Raw genomic sequence first — 21,004 nt, forward strand, 5'->3', positions numbered from 1 at the left:
GGGAGTAAATTCAGTTTCCTTCTATTCAGTAGATAACGCTGGAAACAAGGAAGAAGTTCAGAATGTTGAAGTGAAAGTAGACAAGACAGCACCAGAAACAAAGTCAGACGCACCGACTACATGGGTAAAAGAAGCTGATGTAACTCTAACGGCTACTGATGCACAAAGTGGAGTAGCAAAAACATTCTATTCACTAAACGGATCAGAGTTCAAAGAAGGAACGACTCTATCGGTAGGTGAAGAAGGTATAAATCACGTTTCTTTCTATTCAGTAGATAACGCTGGCAATAAAGAAGAAACTCAGATAGTTGAAATAAAAGTAGACAAGACAGTACCAGAAACAAAATCAGACGTTCCTGCATCGTGGGTGAAAGAAGATGTTACTGTGAAATTAACACCTTCTGATTCTCAAAGCGGGATTGCTAAAACGTATTACACTATTGATGGGTCTGACTTAATAGACGGCACTAGCTTTACCCTTTCACAAGAGGGAATTCATGACATTACTTATTACACTGTCGATAAGGCCGGTAATATTGAAGCAACTAAGACAGCTCAGGTGAAGATTGATAAAACAGCTCCAACTATTTTTGCTAATTTTAATGCGGAGTATGAACTTGGATCAACTTTGAATCTAACTTATTCTGCACAAGATAACCTTTCAGGGATTGTAAAGGAAGAAGTCATTTTCAATGGTAAGAAATACAAGAACGGAGATACAGTTACATTCTATCAACCAGGTGAATACACACTTTCGATCAAAACGACTGATGCAGCTGGATTAACTACAATTATTGAAAAGACTTTTGTCGTTTACATCCTTATTCAGTTAGATGTTTTACCTAAAGTTATTCACGGTAATAAAGGGATTTTCGGCGTTTTAGCAACATTACCTAAAGGATATTGCTCAACTTTCGATATCTCTACAGTTACATTAAACGGAATTCAGTTCACATCAAAAAATTGGGGACTTCAAAAACTTGGCGAATTCGGCTTATTCAAATTCGAAAGAGAAGATTTTGAATGGAATCCTGGCTATGTTGAACTAGAATTGCGTGGCAAACTAAGCAATGGCTACGTGTTTGTTGGAAAAACAAATGCTTTAGTAAAAAGATAATTACTCGATTTTCAATCTAATTTATGAAAGCATGTGAGCCATTTAATTATTGATGGAACACATGCTTTTTTACTGTGGATTTTTATCGACTCTTTCCTTAATCCTTAATGGTTTCTAAAAAAAGTTAGTATGTTTCCTAAAAATCCATCCGGAAAATCCGATATTAATATTAAGACAAAGATTATGGAGGAAATGAGAATGATTGAAAGAGTTTCAACAGGTCATTTTCCCTCACCGCAAAGAACAAGCAACCAAATAGAAAATACAACTGGTGGGCAAGAAATAAAAATCGGTGAAGTACCAATTGAATTAATGAAAGAAAGGGATATTACCTTTCCTAAAGCAAAGATTGAAGAAGTCGTTCAAGGGATGAATAAGTTTCTTGAGCCGACCCATACTTCTCTGAAATTTCAGTTTCATGAAAAGTTGAATGAATATTACGTAACTATCGTTGATGATAAAACTGAGGAAATAGTTAGAGAAATTCCCCCAAAGAAGCTACTTGACATGTATGCAGCTATGACTGAGTTTGTAGGATTATTTGTTGACAAGAAAATATAAAGGAGTGAAGACTGTAAATGAGAATAGGTGGACTAGCCAGCGGAATGGACACTGAACAAATAATCAGTGACTTAATGAAAGCAGAAAGAATTCCTTTAGATAAACTTCACCAAAAGAAACAGTTGTTTGAATGGCAGCGTGATGATTATAGGAGCATGAATAAAACTCTCGCTGATTACGATAATTTTATTTTTGATGGAGTTTTTAAACAATCTACTTTTACTAAAAAGAATATAGCTTCTTCAAATGAAGCAGAAGTGGCTATTAAGAATATCAATTCAACCTCAAATCAAACTTCAACCATTAAAGTCGAAAGTTTAGCACAGTCTGCCTATTTGACTGGTACCGGCGACGTTCGTGGAGATGTAAGTTTTGACCCCAATGGTTTGCTAATTGACCAGCGAACAAAACTTGGTGCTAACTTCGTTTCTGATACTTTTACCATTCAGTCTATCGGACCGGATGGAACAATGGGAACGGCGATAACTTTTACAATCGATCCCTCAAAGGATTCACTAAACTCTATTATAAACAGAATTAATGACTCTGAAGCAGGAGTTACTGCGTTTTATGATAATCAAACTGGACGATTTTCACTGACTGCCAAGAATACTGGAGATGTGAAAAATTCTGATGAAATTATTATTTCAGGGGATTTCTTAACTGGGTCTTTGAAATTACCAACTGATTTTTCAACTGCAGGGCCAGCTAATTCACGAGTTGGGACAGATGCGAAATTTATGATTAATGGTCTAAGTACAACTCGTTCATCTAATACTTTTCAGATTAATGGTTTTGAATACAATATAAAAGCAGCCTCAAATACAGACATCCGGATCTCATCTTCAACTGATACGGATACAATATTCAATTCCGTAAAAGAATTTGTTAACAAATACAATGAAACAATTGACACCCTTAATAAAAAAGTACATGAAGAACGATATCGGAAGTATCATCCGCTTACAGATAAAGAAAAAGAAGCGATGAGTGAAAAGCAAGTTGAATTATGGGAAGAAAAATCCAAAAGCGGTATGCTTAAGAATGATTCCATCCTTGTAGGAAGCTTGAATCAAATGCGCTCTGATCTATATGCAAGGTTAGGTAATGATACTGATGATATTAATGATAGTTATGATCAACTGTCTGAGATTGGAATTAAGACATCTACTTATTCTGATAGAGGGAAATTAATCATTGATGAATCCAAGTTACGTGATGCTATTTCTAAAGATCCAAATGCTGTATATAAACTTTTTAATAATGATGGACCTACTTTTGATTCACAAGGAGTGGCAAGAAGGCTTCGAGCAACAATAAAGAATACGATTGAAAAAGTTGAAGAACGGGCTGGAAATCCTTCTAGAGTAAGTAGTCAATACACTATAGGGAAAAATATTCTTTCTGTTGATAAACAAATCAACTCTTTTGAGGATAGGCTCGTAAAAGTTGAAAATCGCTACTGGCGTCAATTTACAGCAATGGAGAAAGCCCTGCAAAAGGCTAATTCCCAATCATCATATCTAACGCAGCAGTTCAGCGGAGGCATGTAATACAAAAGGAGTGTCAAAATGGCTATCACCAATCCGTACCAATCGTATCAACAAAACTCTGTAAATACAGCAACTCCTGGTGAGTTAACGTTGATGTTATACAATGGGTGCTTAAAGTTCATTCATATTGCCAAGAAGGCGATTGAAAATAAGAATATACAAGAGAAGAATACTAATATCCAAAAGGCTCAGAAGATTGTTTCTGAACTGATGGTTACTCTTAACCATAATGTTGAGATTTCTAAGGATTTGCTTTCTTTGTACGATTATATGAATCGTCGTCTGATTGAAGCGAACATCAAGAATGATATTGCGATCCTCAATGAAGTCGAAGAACTCGTAACTGAATTCCGTGATACTTGGAAGCAAGCAATTCAGCTTAACCGCCAGAAGCAATACACACAAGGTGGACAAGCGTAATGAGTGCTCTTAAGCAATATTATGAGTGCACAGTTGAACTCGTTACGTTGCTTCAATCTAATATAGACCGTGACGAGAAAACCGATCAGGTCGAAAAGGCGCTTGAAAAACGTTCTGAATTGATTAAAGATATCCAAGGCCCTTATTCAGATGAAGAAAAGGAATTGGGTAAACAGCTTCTTCAACTGGAAGAAACGCTTGCGAGTCTTTTAGCAAAAGAGAAGTTGGAGATTCAGAAGAATATTAAGGATCTTAAAGTGAAAAAAGCTTCCAACACAAAATATGTGAATCCTTATCAAAATCTTTCCACAGACGGAATGTTTTACGATAAGAAAAAATAAATATTAATCAAACGTTTGTTTGAAATCGAAACCGCCATTTTAATACGATTTGGCGGTTTTTTGCACCATTTCTAAAATGTTTTAATCCATGTTCAAACCCTATCACGATAAGGTTTTCAAGTGTGTCATTAAATCGACAAAATTAATCAAAAGTTTTAGCAGGATTATGATAGGGTAAAATAGAAATGTATTTACATAGTCTTAACATAAAGGAGGAGTTCACATGAATTACAACATTCGTGGTGAAAACTTAGAAGTAACTCCAGCAATTAGAGAGTACGTTGAGAAGAAGATTTCAAAATTGGAGCGTTATTTCACAGAAACACCTGAGGCTAACGTAAATGTTAACTTAAAGGTGTTCCAAGATAAAACGTCTAAAGTTGAAGTGACCATTCCAATGCCGAACCTAGTGTTACGTGCAGAGGAATCTCATGAAGATATGTATGCTGCTGTTGATTTGATTACCGATAAGTTGGAACGTCAAATCCGTAAGCACAAAACGAAGGTTAACCGCAAGTTCCGCGAAAAAGGCGACTTCGTTGCTATGTTTAAGACACAAGAGGTTTCTGAACTTCCAGATCTAGATGACGAAGAAGATTTAGAAGTCGTTCGTACGAAGCGTTTTGATTTGAAGCCGATGGACAGTGAAGAAGCGATCCTGCAAATGAACATGCTTGGTCACAACTTCTACGTGTTCACTAACGCTGAATCTAACCGCACAAACGTTGTTTACAAGCGTAACGATGGCCGCTATGGCTTAATCGAAGCTCAATAATGAATGTTGACGCAGCCTTGGTTTCAGGGCTGCGTTTTTCTTTTAACATGAGAGAAAGAACTATTAATCAAACGTTTGTTTAAACACCAACGTCTGTGAATTCTTTAAACAAGATAATTAGCTGTCCGATTTACATAAGTTGTCACGCTATTGAGGAAATGGTAAGATGAAGAGGGAAAAAGACGAATATAAATAGAAGGATTTTGCGTGTTTGAAGCGAATCTTTTTAAGTTAACAGACACCAATTTACTCTATGGCTTTTTCAATTTGCACCTAGTTGATTGGAACGAAAGTCAGAAGACTCCTGCGGGATGAAAGGGACAGGGAAGACCCCGCAGGCGCATTGCGCCGAGGAGGCTTCCGGACCGCCCGCGGAAAGCGAATGCCTGTAGTGGAAATCAACATTCCAATTAACAATGCGATTTGAAAAAAGCCTACATAAAAGGAGCGTTTTGAATGCTTGGGATTTTGAATAAAGTATTTGATCCAAATAAGCGCGAGCTGAAAAAATTAACTAAGCTTGCCGAAGAAATAGATGCATTGGCTGCTTCAACGGAAAAGTTGAGTGATGATGAACTTCGTCAAAAGACGGAAGAATTTAAAGCTCGTTTCCAAAAAGGCGAAACGCTTGATGATTTACTTGTAGAAGCATTTGCGGTTGTCCGTGAAGGGGCAAAACGTGTGCTTGGCTTGTATCCATACCCGGTTCAGCTTATGGGTGGTATCTCTCTTCATGAGGGTAATATCTCTGAGATGAAGACAGGGGAAGGTAAAACACTTACTGCGACTATGCCGGTTTATTTGAATGCTATTTCAGGAAAAGGTGTTCACGTAATCACAGTCAACGAATACTTGGCGAGCCGTGATGCGACTGAAATGGGTCGTCTATATGAGTTCCTTGGCTTGACTGTTGGTTTGAACTTAAACAGCATGAACAAGGAAGAAAAGCAGGCTGCGTACGCTGCGGACATTACATATGGTACAAATAATGAATTTGGATTCGATTATTTGCGCGATAACATGGTCCTTTATAATAACCAAAAAGTTCAGAGACCATTATTTTACGCAGTAATCGATGAAGTTGACTCGATCTTAATTGACGAAGCACGTACTCCGTTAATCATTTCCGGGTCTGCTCAAAAATCTACTTCATTGTATATCCAAGCAAATGCGTTTGTACGTACATTGAAGCAGGAAGAAGACTATACGTACGATGAAAAAACAAAAGGCGTACAGCTGACTGAGGAAGGGATTACGAAGGCGGAGCGCGGCTTTGGCATCGATAACCTTTTCGATATTACGCATGTTTCGTTGAATCATCATATTAACCAAGCTTTAAAGGCGCATGTGAGCATGCATCTTGATATTGATTATGTTGTTCAAGATGGCGAGATTGTCATCGTTGACCAATTTACGGGCCGTCTCATGAAGGGGCGTCGTTATAGTGACGGATTGCATCAGGCAATTGAGGCAAAAGAAGGCCTTGAAGTGCAAAATGAGAGCATGACGCTTGCGACGATCACGTTCCAGAACTACTTCCGTATGTATGAAAAGCTTTCTGGTATGACGGGTACAGCGAAGACGGAAGAAGAGGAATTCCGCAACATTTATAATATGAATGTTATCGTTATTCCTACGAACAAGCCGATCCTCCGTGATGACCGTGCCGATTTGATTTATGCATCAATGGACGGGAAGTTCCGTGCTGTTTGTGAAGATATTGCTGAGCGTAATGAAAAAGGACAACCAGTGCTTGTTGGTACGGTTGCGATTGAAACATCAGAATTGATTTCTCGTTATTTAACGAAAAAAGGCATTAAGCACAATGTCCTAAATGCGAAGAACCATGAGCGTGAAGCGGAAATCATCCTTAACGCTGGTCAAAAGGGTGCCGTTACGATTGCGACAAACATGGCCGGTCGTGGTACGGACATTAAGCTTGGTGAAGGTGTTATTGAACTTGGCGGTTTGGCTGTAGTTGGTACAGAGCGTCATGAAAGCCGACGTATTGATAACCAGCTTCGTGGACGTTCTGGACGTCAAGGAGATCCAGGTGTAACGCAATTCTATCTTTCTATGGAAGATGAACTAATGCGCCGATTTGGTTCTGATAACATGAAGTCAATGATGGAGCGCCTTGGCATGGATGATTCCCAGCCAATCCAAAGTAAAATGGTATCTCGTGCCGTTGAGTCTGCCCAAAAACGAGTGGAAGGAAACAACTTCGACGCTCGTAAGCAACTATTGTCATATGATGATGTGCTTCGTCAACAACGTGAGATCATCTACAAGCAACGTAACGAAGTGCTGGATTCCGAAAACCTTCGTAGCATTGTTGAAAGCATGATCCAATCAGTCATTGAGCGTACGGTTGAAGTCCATACGCCAAAAGGTGAGGAAGCGGAGTGGGGCTTACAAGGAATCGTGGATTATGTTCACGGTAACCTGCTTCCTGAAGGCGACCTAGTTGTTAGCGAACTTGAAGGCAAGTCTCCTGAAGAGATGAAAGAGCTTATTTTTGCAAAAGTGATAGTTCGTTATGATGAAAAAGAAGAAATGCTTTCACCTGAACAAATGCGTGAATTTGAAAAGGTTGTTCTTCTTCGTGCGGTTGACCAAAAATGGATCGATCATATCGATACAATGGATCAGCTTCGTCAAGGTATCCACCTTCGTGCATACGGACAAATTGATCCGCTTCGTGAATATCAACATGAAGGCTTTGCGATGTTTGAGGACATGATCACATCAATCGAAGAAGACGCTTCAAAATATGTCATGAAAGCTGAAATCCGCAACAACCTTGAGCGTCAGGAAGTAGCTAAAGGTCAAGCGGTAAATCCAAAAGACGAAGGCGGCCCTGTAAAAAAGAAGCCTACCGTTAAACAAGTGGAAATAGGCCGTAATGATCCTTGTATCTGCGGAAGCGGCAAGAAATACAAGAATTGCCACGGGATGTTAGAGAAGTAAGACACATACGAGAGAGCCCAAGCTCCGGCCGGCTCTCTTTTTGTATTGATAAGTGTCTTTGTATGAGTTAAACGGTATAATATAGGATAACTGTACTTTTTAGAAAGCTATGTTAAAGAACATTGTTGATTTTCTGCACTTGTTGATTGTAGCGGAAGGCGCTTGACTCCTAGGGGATTAGCGTTACAGGCGAGACCCCGCAGGAGCGATAGCGACGAGGAGGCTCGGCGAACGCCCCCAGGAAAGCAAGCGAATGGAGCGGAAATCTACAGGCATGTTTAACAGAGCCTTTTAGATAAAAAATTAGAGGTGACCGTAATGGAATTATCAGAAATAAGAAATGAGCTTGAAAAAACAGCTAAACGTTTAGCGGGTTTTAGGGGGTCTCTTTGACCTCGAAAATAAGGAAGCAAGAATTGCAGAGCTTGATGATGTCATGCTTCATCCAGATTTCTGGAATGACCAGCAAAGCGCTCAAACGGTCATTTCTGAATCAAACGGCTTGAAGGATCAAGTTCATGAGTTTCATGAATTAAATGAGTCATTTGAAAACCTTGAACTCACATACGAGTTAGTTAAGGAAGAAAATGATGATGAGTTGCGCGCAGAGCTTGAATCGGAGCTTGTCGCTTTGACGAATCGTTTGAATGACTACGAATTGCTTCAACTTTTAAGCGAGCCATATGATAAAAATAATGCCATTTTGGAACTTCATCCTGGTGCTGGCGGTACGGAATCGCAAGACTGGGGTTCGATGTTGCTGCGCATGTATACGCGTTGGGCAGAGAAACGCGGTTTCAAGGTGGAAACATTGGATTACCTTCCTGGAGATGAAGCGGGAATCAAAAGTGTCACTTTGGCAATCAAGGGGCACAATGCCTACGGTTACTTGAAAGCAGAAAAAGGAGTACACCGTCTCGTTCGTATTTCACCGTTCGATTCATCAGGTCGCCGCCATACTTCGTTTGTATCTTGTGAGGTTATGCCGGAATTCAATGATGAAATCGAAATTGATATCCGTACGGAAGATTTGAAGATCGATACGTACCGTGCAAGCGGGGCCGGCGGTCAGCATATCAATACGACCGACTCCGCCGTAAGGATTACGCATTTACCTACAAACGTAGTGGTAACCTGCCAAACGGAACGTTCACAAATCAAGAACCGTGAGCAAGCGATGAAAATGCTTAAATCGAAATTGTATCAACGTCGAATCGAAGAGCAAGAAAAAGAAATGCTTGAAATTCGTGGCGAGCAAAAGGAAATTGGCTGGGGAAGCCAAATCCGTTCGTATGTATTCCATCCGTACTCAATGGTTAAAGACCATCGTACCAACACAGAGTCTGGTAATGTGCAAGCTGTGATGGACGGCGATCTCGATCAATTTATCGACGCATACTTGCGTTCTAAGCTATAAAATATAGAAGCCTTTGCCATCCAGTCGGCAAAGGCTTTTTTGTATGAAATTTAATTTGCCGAAAATCTGAAGTGATTAGAAGTTTCGTTCGCAGTTGTCTTTAGAGGTAAAAGCGGGTTTTGAGTTGGTTGATTGGTTCTTTACAAAGTAACATGATAAACATTATGTACTTCGTAGTTTTTCAATGATAGCTTCAAAAGTCTTTTCCTGTCTGTCCAACTTTGATTCAATATGCTTAAAATGACTTCGAAACTCAGAGGCGTTATTTTCTACTGTTTCTTTTAATGAAGAAAGTCCATATTCAACCTTATCCAGGCGAGTGTCAATTGCGTCAAACCGCGCATCCATCCCGTCAAGTCGAGCATCAATTCCATCCAAACGGACATCCACTTTGTCCAACCGTTGATTTACGTTATCAAATCCTTGCTTCATTTGTTCCATGATTTGAGAAAGCATTTGTTCCATCATTTTCACCTCCTTTTGAATGTATTATAACACCGTATACGATAAAAGAGACTACCTAAAATAAGGTCCAATCTATTTATCCCTTTACCACGGCAAATGGATGCCATTTACGATTCTTACTAGGCCATGCTATACTCACTTTCGGAAAAATTAATTTTTACTAAAGGCTGTTTTCGCATTGATTGTTGCCCAATGGTTTCAATATATAAAAAGCCCTATAGCCGGCTTTTTCTTGTTCCAATAACAACAATTTTTACGAAAAGAGCATTACTAAAAATTTGTCTTGGTGACATAATATCATTACATATTAAAGGAGTCATACATCTATGAAAAAAAGGCGTCAAATAAAGGCTGCACATCCGATGGTTGATAAGGCGATAGAGTACTTATATGTTTTAATTGGTTCCGCCATCGTAGCGTTAACTTTTAACTTATTCTTGCTTCCTAATCGTATTGCCTCAGGAGGCGTTAGCGGGATTAGTACGATTTTGGATGCGACAATCGGCTGGGAGCCGGCTTATGTCCAATGGGCATTCAATATTCCGCTTTTTATCGCGGGACTTTTACTGCTGGGTAAGCAATTTGGAATAAAAACGCTCGCTGGGACTATATTGTTGCCTTTTGTTGTTTTCCTCTCAAATGATTTGGAGCCTTGGACAACCGATCCGTTGCTTGGAGCTTTATTCGGAGGAATTGGTGTTGGACTAGGTCTAGGAATTGTCTTTCGTGGAAAAGCGTCTACTGGTGGGACAGACTTAGCGGCTCAAATTATCAATAAATATACAGGATTTACTTTAGGTACATGTGTAGCGCTTATTGATGGCTTAATCGTTCTATCAGCTGCGATTATTTTTGATATTGAACGAGGTTTATATGCCATGATTGCCCTATACGTAACGAGTAAGACGATCGATTTGGTGCAAGTCGGCTTTGGTAGATCCAAGATGGCAATGATTATCACGAATAAGCAGGAAGAGGTTCGTGAAGGAATACTGAATAAAATTGACCGGGGTGTGACAAAACTATCAGCATATGGTGGTTTTACCGATCATGAAAGGCCAGTTCTCATGTGTGTCGTTGACCAAACAGAGTTCACTAAATTGAAACAATTGGTTGAAAGCATTGACCCGACTGCGTTTGTCGTTGTTATGGACGCGGCAGAGGTGCTTGGCGAGGGTTTCAAACGGAGCTAGACTTGGTATAATATGTGTGAATTGGTAAATTTCCGAGGGGGATTGACGATGAAAAAGAAGCTAATTGCATTACTTATGGGTACATCGCTTGTTTTAGCAGCATGCGGCGGCGGTGACAACGATTCTAAAAGCACGGATACTGCAGCAGGTGGAGACGGACAAAAGCTTTTTGAACAAAAGTGTTCAGCTTGTCATGGTGTTGATCTTGCGGGTGGAGTAGGACCAAAGTTAAAAGGAACTTCATTGTCTAAAGAAGAAATCGAAAATATCATCCACAATGGAAGAGGCGCGATGCCTAAAGGTCTACTAGAAGGCGAAGATGCTTCAAAAGTGGCTGAGTGGGTTTCGAATCAATAATGAAGAAAGAACGTTTCAGCTTTTAGCGAAACGTTCTTTTTGTGTTTAGGGAGCATGCTACTCGGGAATTTAAGAGGAAATAAGCAAACCAACCATAAATAAACTGAATTGTCGATAAATTTATTAAATAAGTTATCAGATAAATATTGTCGAACTATGGCATAATAGATAAAATAAGTAATATAGGAAACATTTCCTATTTGACAATCTTCTTGAAAAGAAACTGTAATATTTTTACCCATTTTTTTATCCAGATAGATGTTATAATAAGTTTGTGTTTAAAAGCACAAAGTTTTTGTCATATTTACAGGAATAAATTTGTGGATTGTCGAATAATCTTCGAAAATCTAAAATCTTAGGTGATAATTAATGATTGAACTACAAGAAGTATATAAAAAGTATCCTAATGGCGTAACTGCTGTTAACGGTATAGATGTTAAAATAGATCAAGGTGAGTTTGTTTACGTAGTAGGACCAAGTGGTGCGGGTAAATCGACATTTATCAAGATGATGTACCGTGAAGAAGTGCCAACGCAAGGAACCATATTGATTAACGGAGTCAACATTGCCCGTTTAAAAAATAAAAAAGTTCCTCTGTTTCGCCGTAATATAGGTGTCGTTTTTCAAGACTTCAAACTATTGCCAACGCTGACAGTTTATGAAAATGTTGCTTTTGCGCTTGAAGTTATCGAAGAAACGCCGAAATATATTAAGAAGCGAGTAATGGAGACACTTGATCTTGTAAACTTAAAACATAAAGCGAGAATGCTACCGACAGAACTATCTGGTGGAGAGCAGCAAAGGGTGTCTATCGCAAGATCGATAGTGAATGCACCTAAAATTGTAATCGCTGATGAACCAACAGGAAACCTTGACCCAGAAACATCATGGGAAATTATGAATATATTTGATGAAATTAATACTAGAGGCACGACGATCGTCATGGCTACGCATAACCGAGAGATTGTTAACACAATCAAACATCGTGTAATTGCGATCGAAAATGGCAAAATCGCCCGTGATGAGCAAAGAGGTGAATACGGTTATGAAGGTTAGAACTTTAAGCCGTCACGCTCGACAGAGTTTAAAAAGCTTAGGCAGAAATGGTTGGATGACGTTTGCTTCCGTTAGTGCGGTTACGGTGACGCTACTCCTAGTCGGCGTATTTTTCGTTATTATGATGAATCTCAATAAAGTGGCAAAAACCATTGAAGAGGACGTGGAAATCCGCGTTCACATCGATGTTGCTGCGAACGAGCAGGATCAACAGAACCTACAACAACAGATTGAACGAATACCAGAAGTGAAAAGCGTCAAATTCTCATCAAAGGAAAAAGAGTTAGACACGCTCATTAATAGCCTTGGTGATGAAGGACAAGCCTTCAAACTTTTTGAACAGGACAATCCGTTGAACGATGTATTTATCGTAAAAACGAAAAAACCGACAGATACAATGACAACTGCAAAACAAATTGAGAAAATGAACTTTGCTGCTAAAGTAAAATATGGACAGGGTCAGGTTGAAAAGCTATTTAAGTTTATTGATGCTAGCCGCAACGTTGGAGTGGCGCTCATCCTTGGTCTCTTGTTTACGGCAATCTTCCTTATCTCAAATACAATCAAAATTACGATTATTGCAAGACGAAAAGAAATCGAGATCATGCGACTCGTTGGTGCAACAAACGCTTTCATTCGCTGGCCGTTTTTCCTCGAAGGACTTTGGCTTGGAATCTTAGGTTCCGTCGTTCCGATTCTCCTGGTTTCAACCGCATATTACTATGCTTATGACTACCTAGAACCGAAACTTAGAGGCAATTTCATGCAGTTGATTGAATATAGCCCATTCGTTTATCAATTATCAGGATTGCTTATCTTAATGGGTGCTTTGATCGGTGTATGGGGAAGTATGATGTCCGTGAGAAAATTCTTGAAAGTATAAGGAGGACCTTTAAAGGTCCTTCCACCCATGTCTTTTAATAGGCGATTTTCAGAAAAATAAAGCTTCACTCTTAATAGACAGAAATGTTTACGAGCTACATACGCTTACTTTGGAAGGGGAGAATGTGCAATTGAAAAAATCACTAATGATCCTTACTGTCGCTTCAACGGTTAGTTTTGGCAGTTTATTTGGAGCTGCGCCTACTGAAATCTTGGCAGCTACAAAAATGCAAGAATTAAAGAAAGAAAAAGCGCAAGTCGAGTCAGAGCGTTCTCAAGTAGAATCTGGTATTGATAAAGCTGAACAAGAGATTGGTAGATTGCAAGGGGAACAAAAAACGGTAGAATCTGAAATTCAACGTCTTGATTTAGCTATGGAAGATACAAATGGTAAAATTCGTGAAAAAACACAACAAATAGATGATAAGAATGTTGAAATTGAAAAGCTTCAAGCTGAAGTGAAAGTTCTGAAGGATCGTATCCAAAAACGTAATGAAATGTTAAAAGATCGTGCCCGTAACTTCCAGGAAACTGGTGGGATGGTAAGCTATGTCGATGTACTAATGGGTTCTAAGAGTTTCGGAGATTTTGTGGATCGCGCAAGCGCGGTGGCAACGATTATGGAAGCTGACCAAGATATCCTTAAGCAACATCAGTTAGATAAAGAAATGCTTGAAAAAACGCAAGCAAAGGTTGAGGCTGAATTAGAAGGTCTTAAGAAAATGCGTGCTGATCTAGAAGGCATGAAAGTAAAATTAGATGCACAGATTAAGGAAAAGAACACATTGATGGCTTCACTTCATGAAAAAGAAGAAGAAATGGAAGCACATAAACTAGGTTTACAAGAAGAAACTGAACTTCTTGCGGCTCAGTCTGCTGCAATCCAAAAAGCAATCAATATGGAAGCACAACGCCAAGCTGAAGCAGAAAGACAACGTCAAGAAGCGGCAAGACGTGCTGCTCAAAATTCTGGAGGATCTTCTTCTGCAGCAGTACCAGCCCCTCCAGTTTCAAGTGGTGCTTTTACTAAACCTGCTAATGGACGATTCACTTCCGGCTTTGGCCAACGTTGGGGAGAATTGCACGCTGGTGTAGATATTGCTAACAGTGCAGCTAATGTTCCTGTAGTTGCGGCTGCTGACGGTGTTGTTATCCGTTCATACTACTCTAGCAGTTACGGAAACTGTATCTTTATTGCCCACTCTATTAATGGACAAGTTTATACAACTGTTTATGCTCACTTAGAAAGCCGTGGAGTTGGTTCAGGGGCAACAGTAAGCAAAGGTCAACAAATCGGATACATGGGTAATACAGGTCAATCGACTGGTAAGCATTTACACTTTGAAATCCATAAAGGTCCATGGAATGCTGCGAAATCGAATGCTGTAGACCCAATGGGTTATCTTTAATACTTGAAAGATGATGAGAGGAAGCTAAATGCTTCTTCTCTTTTTTATTTCACCAATATTGAAGGATTAAACCTTTTTAAACGAGAATTTACTTTTTTTAGCGGATGTTTTGACTGGTAAGAATCGGCACGTAAAAGAAAGAGCAGTGAGTGATAATCATAACTCGTCCACGACTTACATATAGTTAAAAAATAGGATGTCCAATTGATGTGTGTTCATTACGTGTGCATTAGCATATCGGAGGAGGATAGATATGAATCGAAAGTGGCTAATACTTCTCATGACAGGGAGTCTTGTAACTGGGGCTGGCAGTACCTACGCCGGCATGCAATGGTACGAGGTAAAAGAGAGATCCAAATTGGAAGAGCAGCTAAGCGGCAATGTTAAGGTTGGGGAAACAGGTACAAATGAAAGTAACCAACTTGAGAAAGTTGGTCAAGCCTATGAGCTGATTTTAAGTAGATACGTAGAGAAAGTCGATCAAGAAAAGCTGGTGGAGGGTGCGATTCAAGGAATGTTGGGTGTGTTGAAGGATCCGTATTCGGTCTATATGGATCAGGAAACAGCTACTCAATTTAATCAGTCACTTGATTCCTCCTTTGAAGGTATTGGAGCAGAGGTGAGCAAGGTAGATGGCAAAATCGTCATTGTGTCACCTTTTAAAGATTCACCGGCTGAAAAAGCAGGAATTAAGCCCAATGATGAAATCGTGAAGGTGAATGGGGAAAGTGTGGAAGGACTTGACCTATACGAAGCAACTTTGAAAATCCGTGGTAAAAAAGGAACAAGCGTGAAACTCGGAATTATTCGTAAGGGATTAAAGGAACCAATTGAAATAAAGGTGAAGCGTGACGAGATTCCCCTTGAAACGGTTCATGCGGATGTGAAAAAACAGAACGATAAAAAATTGGGTTATATCGAAATTACATCTTTTTCAGAAGATACAGCCAAGGATTTTAAGAAGGAATTGAAAAATCTTGAGAATCAGGATATCGAAGGTCTGCTCATTGACGTGCGTGGAAATCCTGGAGGACTGCTGTCGAGCGTCGAGGAGATTTTAAAAGAGTTTGTTACAAAGGATAAACCCTATGTACAAATCGAAAAACGTGATGGGGAAAAGAAGCGTTATTTCTCTTCGTTATCCAATGAAAAAGAATATCCTGTTGCCGTCCTGATTGACAAAGGAAGTGCATCAGCTTCAGAAATTCTAGCTGGTGCTTTAAAGGAAGCGGCAGGGTATGAACTCGTTGGTGAAAAGACATTCGGTAAAGGTACGGTTCAGCAGGCTGTTCCAATGGGTGATGGCAGCAATATTAAACTGACGCTTTTCAAATGGCTGACACCTGAAGGAAACTGGATTCATAAAAAAGGCATCAAGCCAAGTGTGGAAGTAAAGCAGCCGATCATTTTCGAGACGCATCCGTTGCAAGTTGAAAAAGCACTTGAGCGTGATATGAATAATGAACAAGTGAAAAATGCCCAAGATATTCTAAAAGGGTTAGGCTACTCCCCTGGACGAAATGATGGGTATTTCAGCGATGATACGGAGAGGGCAGTCAAGGCCTTCCAACAGCAAAACGAACTTCAAGCTACTGGTAAAATTGATGTCAAGACGGCAGCAGAGCTTGAGAGTGCGGCAATTGCTGCTATGAAGAAAGAGAAAAATGATCTTCAATTGCAAACGGCGCTAAGGCTACTTGCAAAATAGTAGGGGAAAGCAGGGGGAAACTCCTGCTTTTTTGTTGTTTCCAAAGCCGACCAATTTGAAAGTAGAAATAAATTCGGAAACGGTAGAAATTAATCTGGAAAGAGGGGAAATATTCTGGTTCCAAGGAGAGAATATTTCGTGGATAGACGAAAATATCTAGCACTCGGTAGAAAATATAAAAAATCAAATCTTCCTTTAACAATCATAATAGAATTTCTTCCAATTTCTCTTCTTAACTTCAAACAATCGATAGGTTTTATGTCGCTAATTTGATAGAATAGTATTAATACATACTAAAATCTTTCATTTTTACATAAAGGTAGGTGGCAAAGCTTGGCGCAAATATGGCTTATGGAGTTGCTCAAAGGATTGGGCAGATTCTTTTTACATCCAGTATTTTATTACCTTGTATTTCTTTCGGGAATTCTTGGAGTGCTTCGTGTTAAACAGGAACGTAAACATTTTCATATAAGGGCGATGGATGCATGGTTTGAAATGCGCCAACTGCCGGCTGGAACTCTCATCGGCCTTCTCCTTTCCATTGTAATGGTGGGAGTCGGAATCACAGTGCCAGTTGCGACGATTATCCTTGTTACCGTGATCACTTTTTTGGTCAGTTTAACGGGAAGAACGCGATTACTGGCACCTGCTTACACGGTTGGTGCAGCTTTCTTTGCATTGATTTTTATCGCTGACAAATCGTTTGATATCCCATTGTTCTCAAATGCACTCTCCGCGGTAGATGAGAAGGTATATCCATCCGTAGCCATTTTACTAGGGATATTAATTATTGGAGAAGGCTTGCTGATTGTAAGGAATGCAACGAAGGGAACTTCGCCGAAACTTATCAAAAGTAAGCGTGGGCAGCGTGTAGGAGTTCATGAAGTGAAGCGACTATGGTTTTTACCATTATTCTTGCTAGTTCCTGGCGATGCTTTGACCCCTCCTTTGGATTGGTGGCCTGTTTTCAATCTTGGAAACGAGAGCTTCTCACTCTGGTTTGTGCCTTTTGCAGTTGGTTTCCATCAACAGGTTCAAGGTATGCTACCTAAAGAGGCAGTAGCCCTAATCGGGAAAAGAGTCATGACTTTAGGGTTATTGGCTGTTCTTGTAGGTGCAGGCGGTTATTGGATGCCAGTTTTGGCGATTGTGACGGTGGCTTTTGCAATGATAGGGCGCGAAGTGATTACTTTCAGACAACTTTTGGCTGAGGATAGCATGCCTTTCTATTTTTCGAAAAAGAATCATGGGTTGATGATTCTTGGCATCATTCCAGAATCACCCGCTAGCAAGATGGGACTTGAAGTAGGAGAACTTGTTACGAAGGTGAATGGCATCATCGTTCGAGAAGAGAAGGAGCTTTATGAAGCCCTTCAACGTAATCGAGCACATTGCAAGCTTGAGGTGTTAGATAATAATGGACAAGTCCGTTTCGTACAGCGTGCCCTTTATGAAGGCGATCATTATCAACTTGGAATCCTTTTTGTACAAGATGAGAAAAAGTGGGATGAAGTCGTCGTATAATGTAGGGTTTCAAATTAATTGGAAATTTGTCAAAACTAGTTGGAAAAATTTTCAAAATTCTTTGGAATTCTGGATAGTCCTTTGAGATAATAATCTCAAAGGACTTTTTATTATTGATTGTGAAGCTTTACACCTGAACAAACGAAGCAGTTTAGTAGAAGATAGAGTTTGGGTTTTATAGTAAAATAAAGGGTTAAGCCATTCTTGAAAAAATAATTGATATTTAGGGTGAATTATGAAAATAATCATTTATTTGTATGACGGAATAACAATGCTCGATGCTATTGGACCATATGAGGTTTTAAGGAATATGACTGATGCTGAAGTTTTTTTTGTTGCAGAAAGAATTGGTGAAATAAAGGCTGATTCTGGGTTCATAAATGTTAATGTGAAACATAGTATTTATGAAATGAAAGAGGCTGATATTTTAGTAATACCAGGTTCAACCATAGGATTTATAAATGAAATGAAAAATGAGAAAATATTAAAGTGGATAAAGGAAGTAGATAAATCTACAAAATGGACTACATCTGTTTGTTCAGGTTCTTTGTTACTCGCTTCAGCAGGTTTACTCGATGGATTAAAAGCAACTTCACATTGGAAGCCAATCAATCTATTAAGTGATTACGGAGCTATACCTACAAGAGAAAGAGTTGTGGAACAAGGGAAATATATCACTGCTGCTGGTGTATCTGCAGGTATAGATATGGCTCTTTTTTTAGCTAATAAAATTGTCGGAGAAGATGAAGCTAAAGCTATTCAACTAACAATAGAATACGACCCTCAACCACTATTTTATTCTGGAAATTATTCAAATGCAGATGAAAAAATCATAAAAATTGCCGAGAAGAAATTATCAAAAGCTGCAAAAAAAGCACTTGGTATACTGGGTTTGATAAAAAACTCAAAAAATATTCTCAAAATAATGAAATAGTGAGAGGTCTTACTCTGTTATGTAGTTCGATGATATTATTCATTAGAAGTGAAGAAGACTCGTCCAAACCCTATTGGCATATCAAAGGTAGCAATACTTTCAATCACGGTAATGTTATTTCTGTAAGGGGATTAGATGCCAATGATAATACAAAAGTGTTAGACATTAAACCATATATTCCAGATTTTGATATTAGAGAAAATGCAAAACTACCTCAATGGATGGATGATTTAATGAAAGGATATTTTTAATCTATATTTGTGTTTTATAAAGTTGGTTGTTCAACTATTCGAGGCTTTCCTTTAAGATTCGAGCTGTCATTGCGACAGCTTTTCTTTTTGGACTAAAGGGGTCAGTTCAATAAGTGATTATCATTAACATAGATTTTCACAAAAAGAAAAAGAAACATAACAGCTATTATTTTCCTTTCATTCACTGAATCGCACGACCTCTGTGCTATGCGGGGGCGCCGTGATCGATTATGACTTTGACTAATGCTTCTATAAATATAGAAATTTAGATTTCAAGAAATTCTTTATCAAGTGGATGATTCATTTTTCTCCCCCGATTATAAGAATTAAATGCTTCTTCAAACATGTTAAAAAATTGATTGACCAATGTATATTTTCTTTTGTCTAAATTTCGAATAAAAGAGTAGATAAATTATTAAAAAGAAACTAATACTAACCCATATGAATTGGACGTCAAAGGAATAAACTTGTCATTCCAGCATTAAAAGAAATATTTCTAAAATGATGGGAATTTAAGGGGAAAATGGCATTTTCAAATACATCACCTACGATAGCTATTGCTATGTCTTTAGGAGTATTTCTTCAAAAGGGTTAAAAATAACGAGAATTAAAATGGAAAAAAGTACCTATTGTAATTTTGGATCTTTCACAAACCAATCTCGTTGAGTAATGAAATTAGGAACAATTTTAAATCAACAGATAATTTGATTTAAATAATAATCAAGTAGGTGAGCTTGGATATGATTATTGTCTTTATACTAGTTCTGATTCTTTCAGTGCTTCTGTTATTTTCGTTTGTTATTATTCTAAATAGATTTGAAATGCTTGAGCTCATAGTCTTTTACTTATTCACTTCTTTTTTGTGCCAACATATCAACTTCAAGCTTTTTTCAGCGTATGAACGACTATCTGTGGCGAAAGGAATTATCCCTAAAATCATAAGTTTTCTTCATTTCGGATTGATATTACCCATTCTCTTGATTTGGGTGTTTTACGTTTATCGTTCTAAAAATCCTCTTATTTATTCGCTCCTTTTTTCACTGATATGGGTGGGTTTTGATTTGTTTTCTAAACAACTCTTTTTGATGACAAATATTTTAGAATCTAAGACAACGTCATGGTACCCTGTTATCGATATAATTGTTTCGATTTTCGTTCTCCTTGTTTCTTTTAAATTTATGATTAAATTCATTTCTATATTAAAAAAAGAGAGGGTTGCTATTGAATAATATCTTAAGTTTATTGAGGCCATTATCACCCAAAACTTTTGATGTAAATGAATATTTCGTCATTACAATAATGTTATTAGTCTGGGGCATATTTTTTCTTTTGCATAAAAAAGAACGTCTCTTACTTCACACTGAAATCATTGCTATTATCACTTTCAATGTTTTTTTTGCCACAGTTGGTGATAGAATTTTAGCTGAACCTCCACTTGATTTTTATGACACGGTAGATTATGCACATGGTGAATTTTTTGATTCTATTTTACAAGTTTTGGTTTATCCTATTCCTATCTTGATTTCAATACATTTCTATAGGAAATTCAAGCCGAATAAAGTGGTTTACGTTATCTTGTGGGCCGGTATCCTAAGTGTCTTAGAATGGATATCAGAAAGATTCTTCAATGTCTTTCAGTATAATCACTGGCATATATTGCTTTCTTTTTGTTTCTATTTATTTGCCATCTTTGTGAATTTGAGTTTATCTAATAAAATAAATAAAATGATTAGATCCAAAAGCAGTACAACATGAAGGACTAGTTTTGAAGGTAAAGAGGTACTATTCAAAGTAATCGAGCAAGTACAAGTTGATACTTCTTCGAAAGTTTTATGTATCTTTGATGGAATAGTTTCCATTTCAGAAGAGGAATTAGAAATCAAAATGACGGTTGAAGGTGAATCACTGAACGGTGGTTACAATATTCGATGAAGAAAACAGAATAGTTAGTTAATTAACAGTGGCATTGATCCAGGGAAGGGTTAATGCCCTTTTTATTGAATTTCCTTAATGAGCTAATGGGGAGGCTTATTGGATAATTGAGGACAACAAAAAACCGCACAAGTCGCGG

Annotated in this window: 17 protein-coding genes and 2 pseudogenes; 18 read left to right on the top strand and 1 reads right to left on the bottom strand. The window is 38.4% G+C overall.

Going from position 1 to position 21,004, the window contains the following annotated elements; translation table 11 throughout:
• The 8 genes and pseudogenes from BMZ31_RS20510 to prfB form a co-directional block, all read left to right on the top strand.
• Positions 1-1,117 (top strand): annotated as a pseudogene (locus BMZ31_RS20510) (hypothetical protein); the annotation flags it as partial.
• Positions 1,118-1,315: 198 nt separating this feature from the next.
• Positions 1,316-1,678, top strand: coding sequence for a flagellar protein FlaG (gene flaG / locus BMZ31_RS17980; RefSeq protein WP_090833325.1), 363 nt, complete (start codon positions 1,316-1,318; stop codon positions 1,676-1,678).
• Positions 1,679-1,695: 17 nt separating this feature from the next.
• Positions 1,696-3,231 carry a flagellar hook-associated protein 2 gene (locus BMZ31_RS17985; protein WP_090833326.1) on the top strand — a complete coding sequence of 512 codons (1,536 nt, stop codon included), beginning with the start codon at positions 1,696-1,698 and terminating at the stop codon, positions 3,229-3,231.
• 18 nt (positions 3,232-3,249) lie between these two features.
• Positions 3,250-3,651, top strand: coding sequence for a flagellar export chaperone FliS (gene fliS, locus BMZ31_RS17990; protein WP_090833327.1), 402 nt, complete (start codon positions 3,250-3,252; stop codon positions 3,649-3,651).
• Positions 3,651-3,992 carry a flagellar protein FliT gene (locus tag BMZ31_RS17995; RefSeq protein ID WP_090833328.1) on the top strand — a complete coding sequence of 114 codons (342 nt, stop codon included), beginning with the start codon at positions 3,651-3,653 and terminating at the stop codon, positions 3,990-3,992. Before fliS ends, BMZ31_RS17995 begins: the two co-directional genes overlap by 1 nt.
• A 223-nt stretch (positions 3,993-4,215) precedes the next feature.
• Positions 4,216-4,767 carry a ribosome hibernation-promoting factor, HPF/YfiA family gene (gene raiA / locus BMZ31_RS18000; protein WP_090833329.1) on the top strand — a complete coding sequence of 184 codons (552 nt, stop codon included), beginning with the start codon at positions 4,216-4,218 and terminating at the stop codon, positions 4,765-4,767.
• Between the two features lie 456 nt (positions 4,768-5,223).
• A complete protein-coding gene (gene secA / locus BMZ31_RS18005) occupies positions 5,224-7,737 on the top strand; it encodes a preprotein translocase subunit SecA (RefSeq protein ID WP_090833330.1) in 2,514 nt (837 codons plus the stop codon).
• Positions 7,738-8,055: 318 nt separating this feature from the next.
• Positions 8,056-9,154, top strand: a protein-coding gene (gene prfB / locus BMZ31_RS18010) for a peptide chain release factor 2 (protein WP_254778913.1) whose coding sequence is annotated in 2 segments (ribosomal slippage) — positions 8,056-8,118 and positions 8,120-9,154 — 1,098 coding nt in all. Because the reading frame shifts where the segments join, the coding sequence is not laid out codon by codon here.
• Between the two features lie 162 nt (positions 9,155-9,316).
• Here the strand turns inward: prfB and BMZ31_RS18015 are convergent.
• Complete coding sequence (locus tag BMZ31_RS18015; RefSeq protein ID WP_139206632.1) at positions 9,317-9,622, bottom strand: hypothetical protein; 306 nt, start codon at positions 9,620-9,622, stop codon at positions 9,317-9,319.
• Between the two features lie 323 nt (positions 9,623-9,945).
• Between BMZ31_RS18015 and BMZ31_RS18020 the strand changes: the two genes are divergently transcribed.
• From BMZ31_RS18020 to BMZ31_RS18070, 10 genes and pseudogenes are all read left to right on the top strand, one after another.
• Positions 9,946-10,812 carry a YitT family protein gene (locus BMZ31_RS18020; RefSeq protein ID WP_090833332.1) on the top strand — a complete coding sequence of 289 codons (867 nt, stop codon included), beginning with the start codon at positions 9,946-9,948 and terminating at the stop codon, positions 10,810-10,812.
• Positions 10,813-10,860: 48 nt separating this feature from the next.
• Positions 10,861-11,169: a cytochrome c551 gene (cccB, locus tag BMZ31_RS18025; protein WP_090833333.1), complete on the top strand. Its 309-nt coding sequence runs from the start codon at positions 10,861-10,863 to the stop codon at positions 11,167-11,169.
• Between the two features lie 369 nt (positions 11,170-11,538).
• Positions 11,539-12,225 carry a cell division ATP-binding protein FtsE gene (gene ftsE, locus BMZ31_RS18030; protein WP_090833334.1) on the top strand — a complete coding sequence of 229 codons (687 nt, stop codon included), beginning with the start codon at positions 11,539-11,541 and terminating at the stop codon, positions 12,223-12,225.
• Complete coding sequence (ftsX, locus tag BMZ31_RS18035) at positions 12,215-13,108, top strand: permease-like cell division protein FtsX (protein ID WP_090833335.1); 894 nt, start codon at positions 12,215-12,217, stop codon at positions 13,106-13,108. Before ftsE ends, ftsX begins: the two co-directional genes overlap by 11 nt.
• 130 nt (positions 13,109-13,238) lie before the next feature.
• Positions 13,239-14,516 (top strand): murein hydrolase activator EnvC family protein, encoded by a 1,278-nt coding sequence (locus tag BMZ31_RS18040; protein WP_254778914.1) that lies wholly within the window; start codon positions 13,239-13,241, stop codon positions 14,514-14,516.
• A gap of 253 nt (positions 14,517-14,769) precedes the next feature.
• Positions 14,770-16,224, top strand: coding sequence for a S41 family peptidase (locus BMZ31_RS18045; RefSeq protein WP_090833336.1), 1,455 nt, complete (start codon positions 14,770-14,772; stop codon positions 16,222-16,224).
• 333 nt (positions 16,225-16,557) lie between these two features.
• Entirely contained in the window at positions 16,558-17,748 is a 1,191-nt protein-coding gene (locus BMZ31_RS18050) for a PDZ domain-containing protein (RefSeq protein WP_090833337.1), read from the top strand.
• A 235-nt stretch (positions 17,749-17,983) separates the two neighbouring features.
• Positions 17,984-18,682: a DJ-1/PfpI family protein gene (locus BMZ31_RS18055; protein WP_090833338.1), complete on the top strand. Its 699-nt coding sequence runs from the start codon at positions 17,984-17,986 to the stop codon at positions 18,680-18,682.
• Positions 18,683-18,736: 54 nt separating this feature from the next.
• Positions 18,737-18,933, top strand: a pseudogene (locus BMZ31_RS18060) (TrmO family methyltransferase); the annotation flags it as partial.
• A 1,221-nt stretch (positions 18,934-20,154) separates the two neighbouring features.
• On the top strand, positions 20,155-20,688 hold the full coding sequence (locus BMZ31_RS18070) for a hypothetical protein (protein WP_090833340.1): 534 nt from the start codon (positions 20,155-20,157) through the stop codon (positions 20,686-20,688).
• The last annotated feature ends 316 nt before the right edge of the window (positions 20,689-21,004 follow it).

It is taken from the genome of Bacillus sp. cl95 (genome assembly GCF_900115925.1).
GTDB lineage: Bacteria > Bacillota > Bacilli > Bacillales > Cytobacillaceae > Neobacillus_A.

Bases quoted from the DNA above. Each gene is read 5' to 3' on its own strand.
- flaG (WP_090833325.1), top strand. From the start codon at position 1,316: ATGATTGAAAGAGTTTCAACAGGTCATTTTCCCTCACCGCAAAGAACA.
- BMZ31_RS17985 (WP_090833326.1), top strand. From the start codon at position 1,696: ATGAGAATAGGTGGACTAGCCAGCGGAATGGACACTGAACAAATAATC.
- fliS (WP_090833327.1), top strand. From the start codon at position 3,250: ATGGCTATCACCAATCCGTACCAATCGTATCAACAAAACTCTGTAAAT.
- BMZ31_RS17995 (WP_090833328.1), top strand. From the start codon at position 3,651: ATGAGTGCTCTTAAGCAATATTATGAGTGCACAGTTGAACTCGTTACG.
- raiA (WP_090833329.1), top strand. From the start codon at position 4,216: ATGAATTACAACATTCGTGGTGAAAACTTAGAAGTAACTCCAGCAATT.
- secA (WP_090833330.1), top strand. From the start codon at position 5,224: ATGCTTGGGATTTTGAATAAAGTATTTGATCCAAATAAGCGCGAGCTG.
- BMZ31_RS18015 (WP_139206632.1), bottom strand. From the start codon at position 9,622: ATGATGGAACAAATGCTTTCTCAAATCATGGAACAAATGAAGCAAGGA.
- BMZ31_RS18020 (WP_090833332.1), top strand. From the start codon at position 9,946: ATGAAAAAAAGGCGTCAAATAAAGGCTGCACATCCGATGGTTGATAAG.
- cccB (WP_090833333.1), top strand. From the start codon at position 10,861: ATGAAAAAGAAGCTAATTGCATTACTTATGGGTACATCGCTTGTTTTA.
- ftsE (WP_090833334.1), top strand. From the start codon at position 11,539: ATGATTGAACTACAAGAAGTATATAAAAAGTATCCTAATGGCGTAACT.
- ftsX (WP_090833335.1), top strand. From the start codon at position 12,215: ATGAAGGTTAGAACTTTAAGCCGTCACGCTCGACAGAGTTTAAAAAGC.
- BMZ31_RS18045 (WP_090833336.1), top strand. From the start codon at position 14,770: ATGAATCGAAAGTGGCTAATACTTCTCATGACAGGGAGTCTTGTAACT.
- BMZ31_RS18055 (WP_090833338.1), top strand. From the start codon at position 17,984: ATGAAAATAATCATTTATTTGTATGACGGAATAACAATGCTCGATGCT.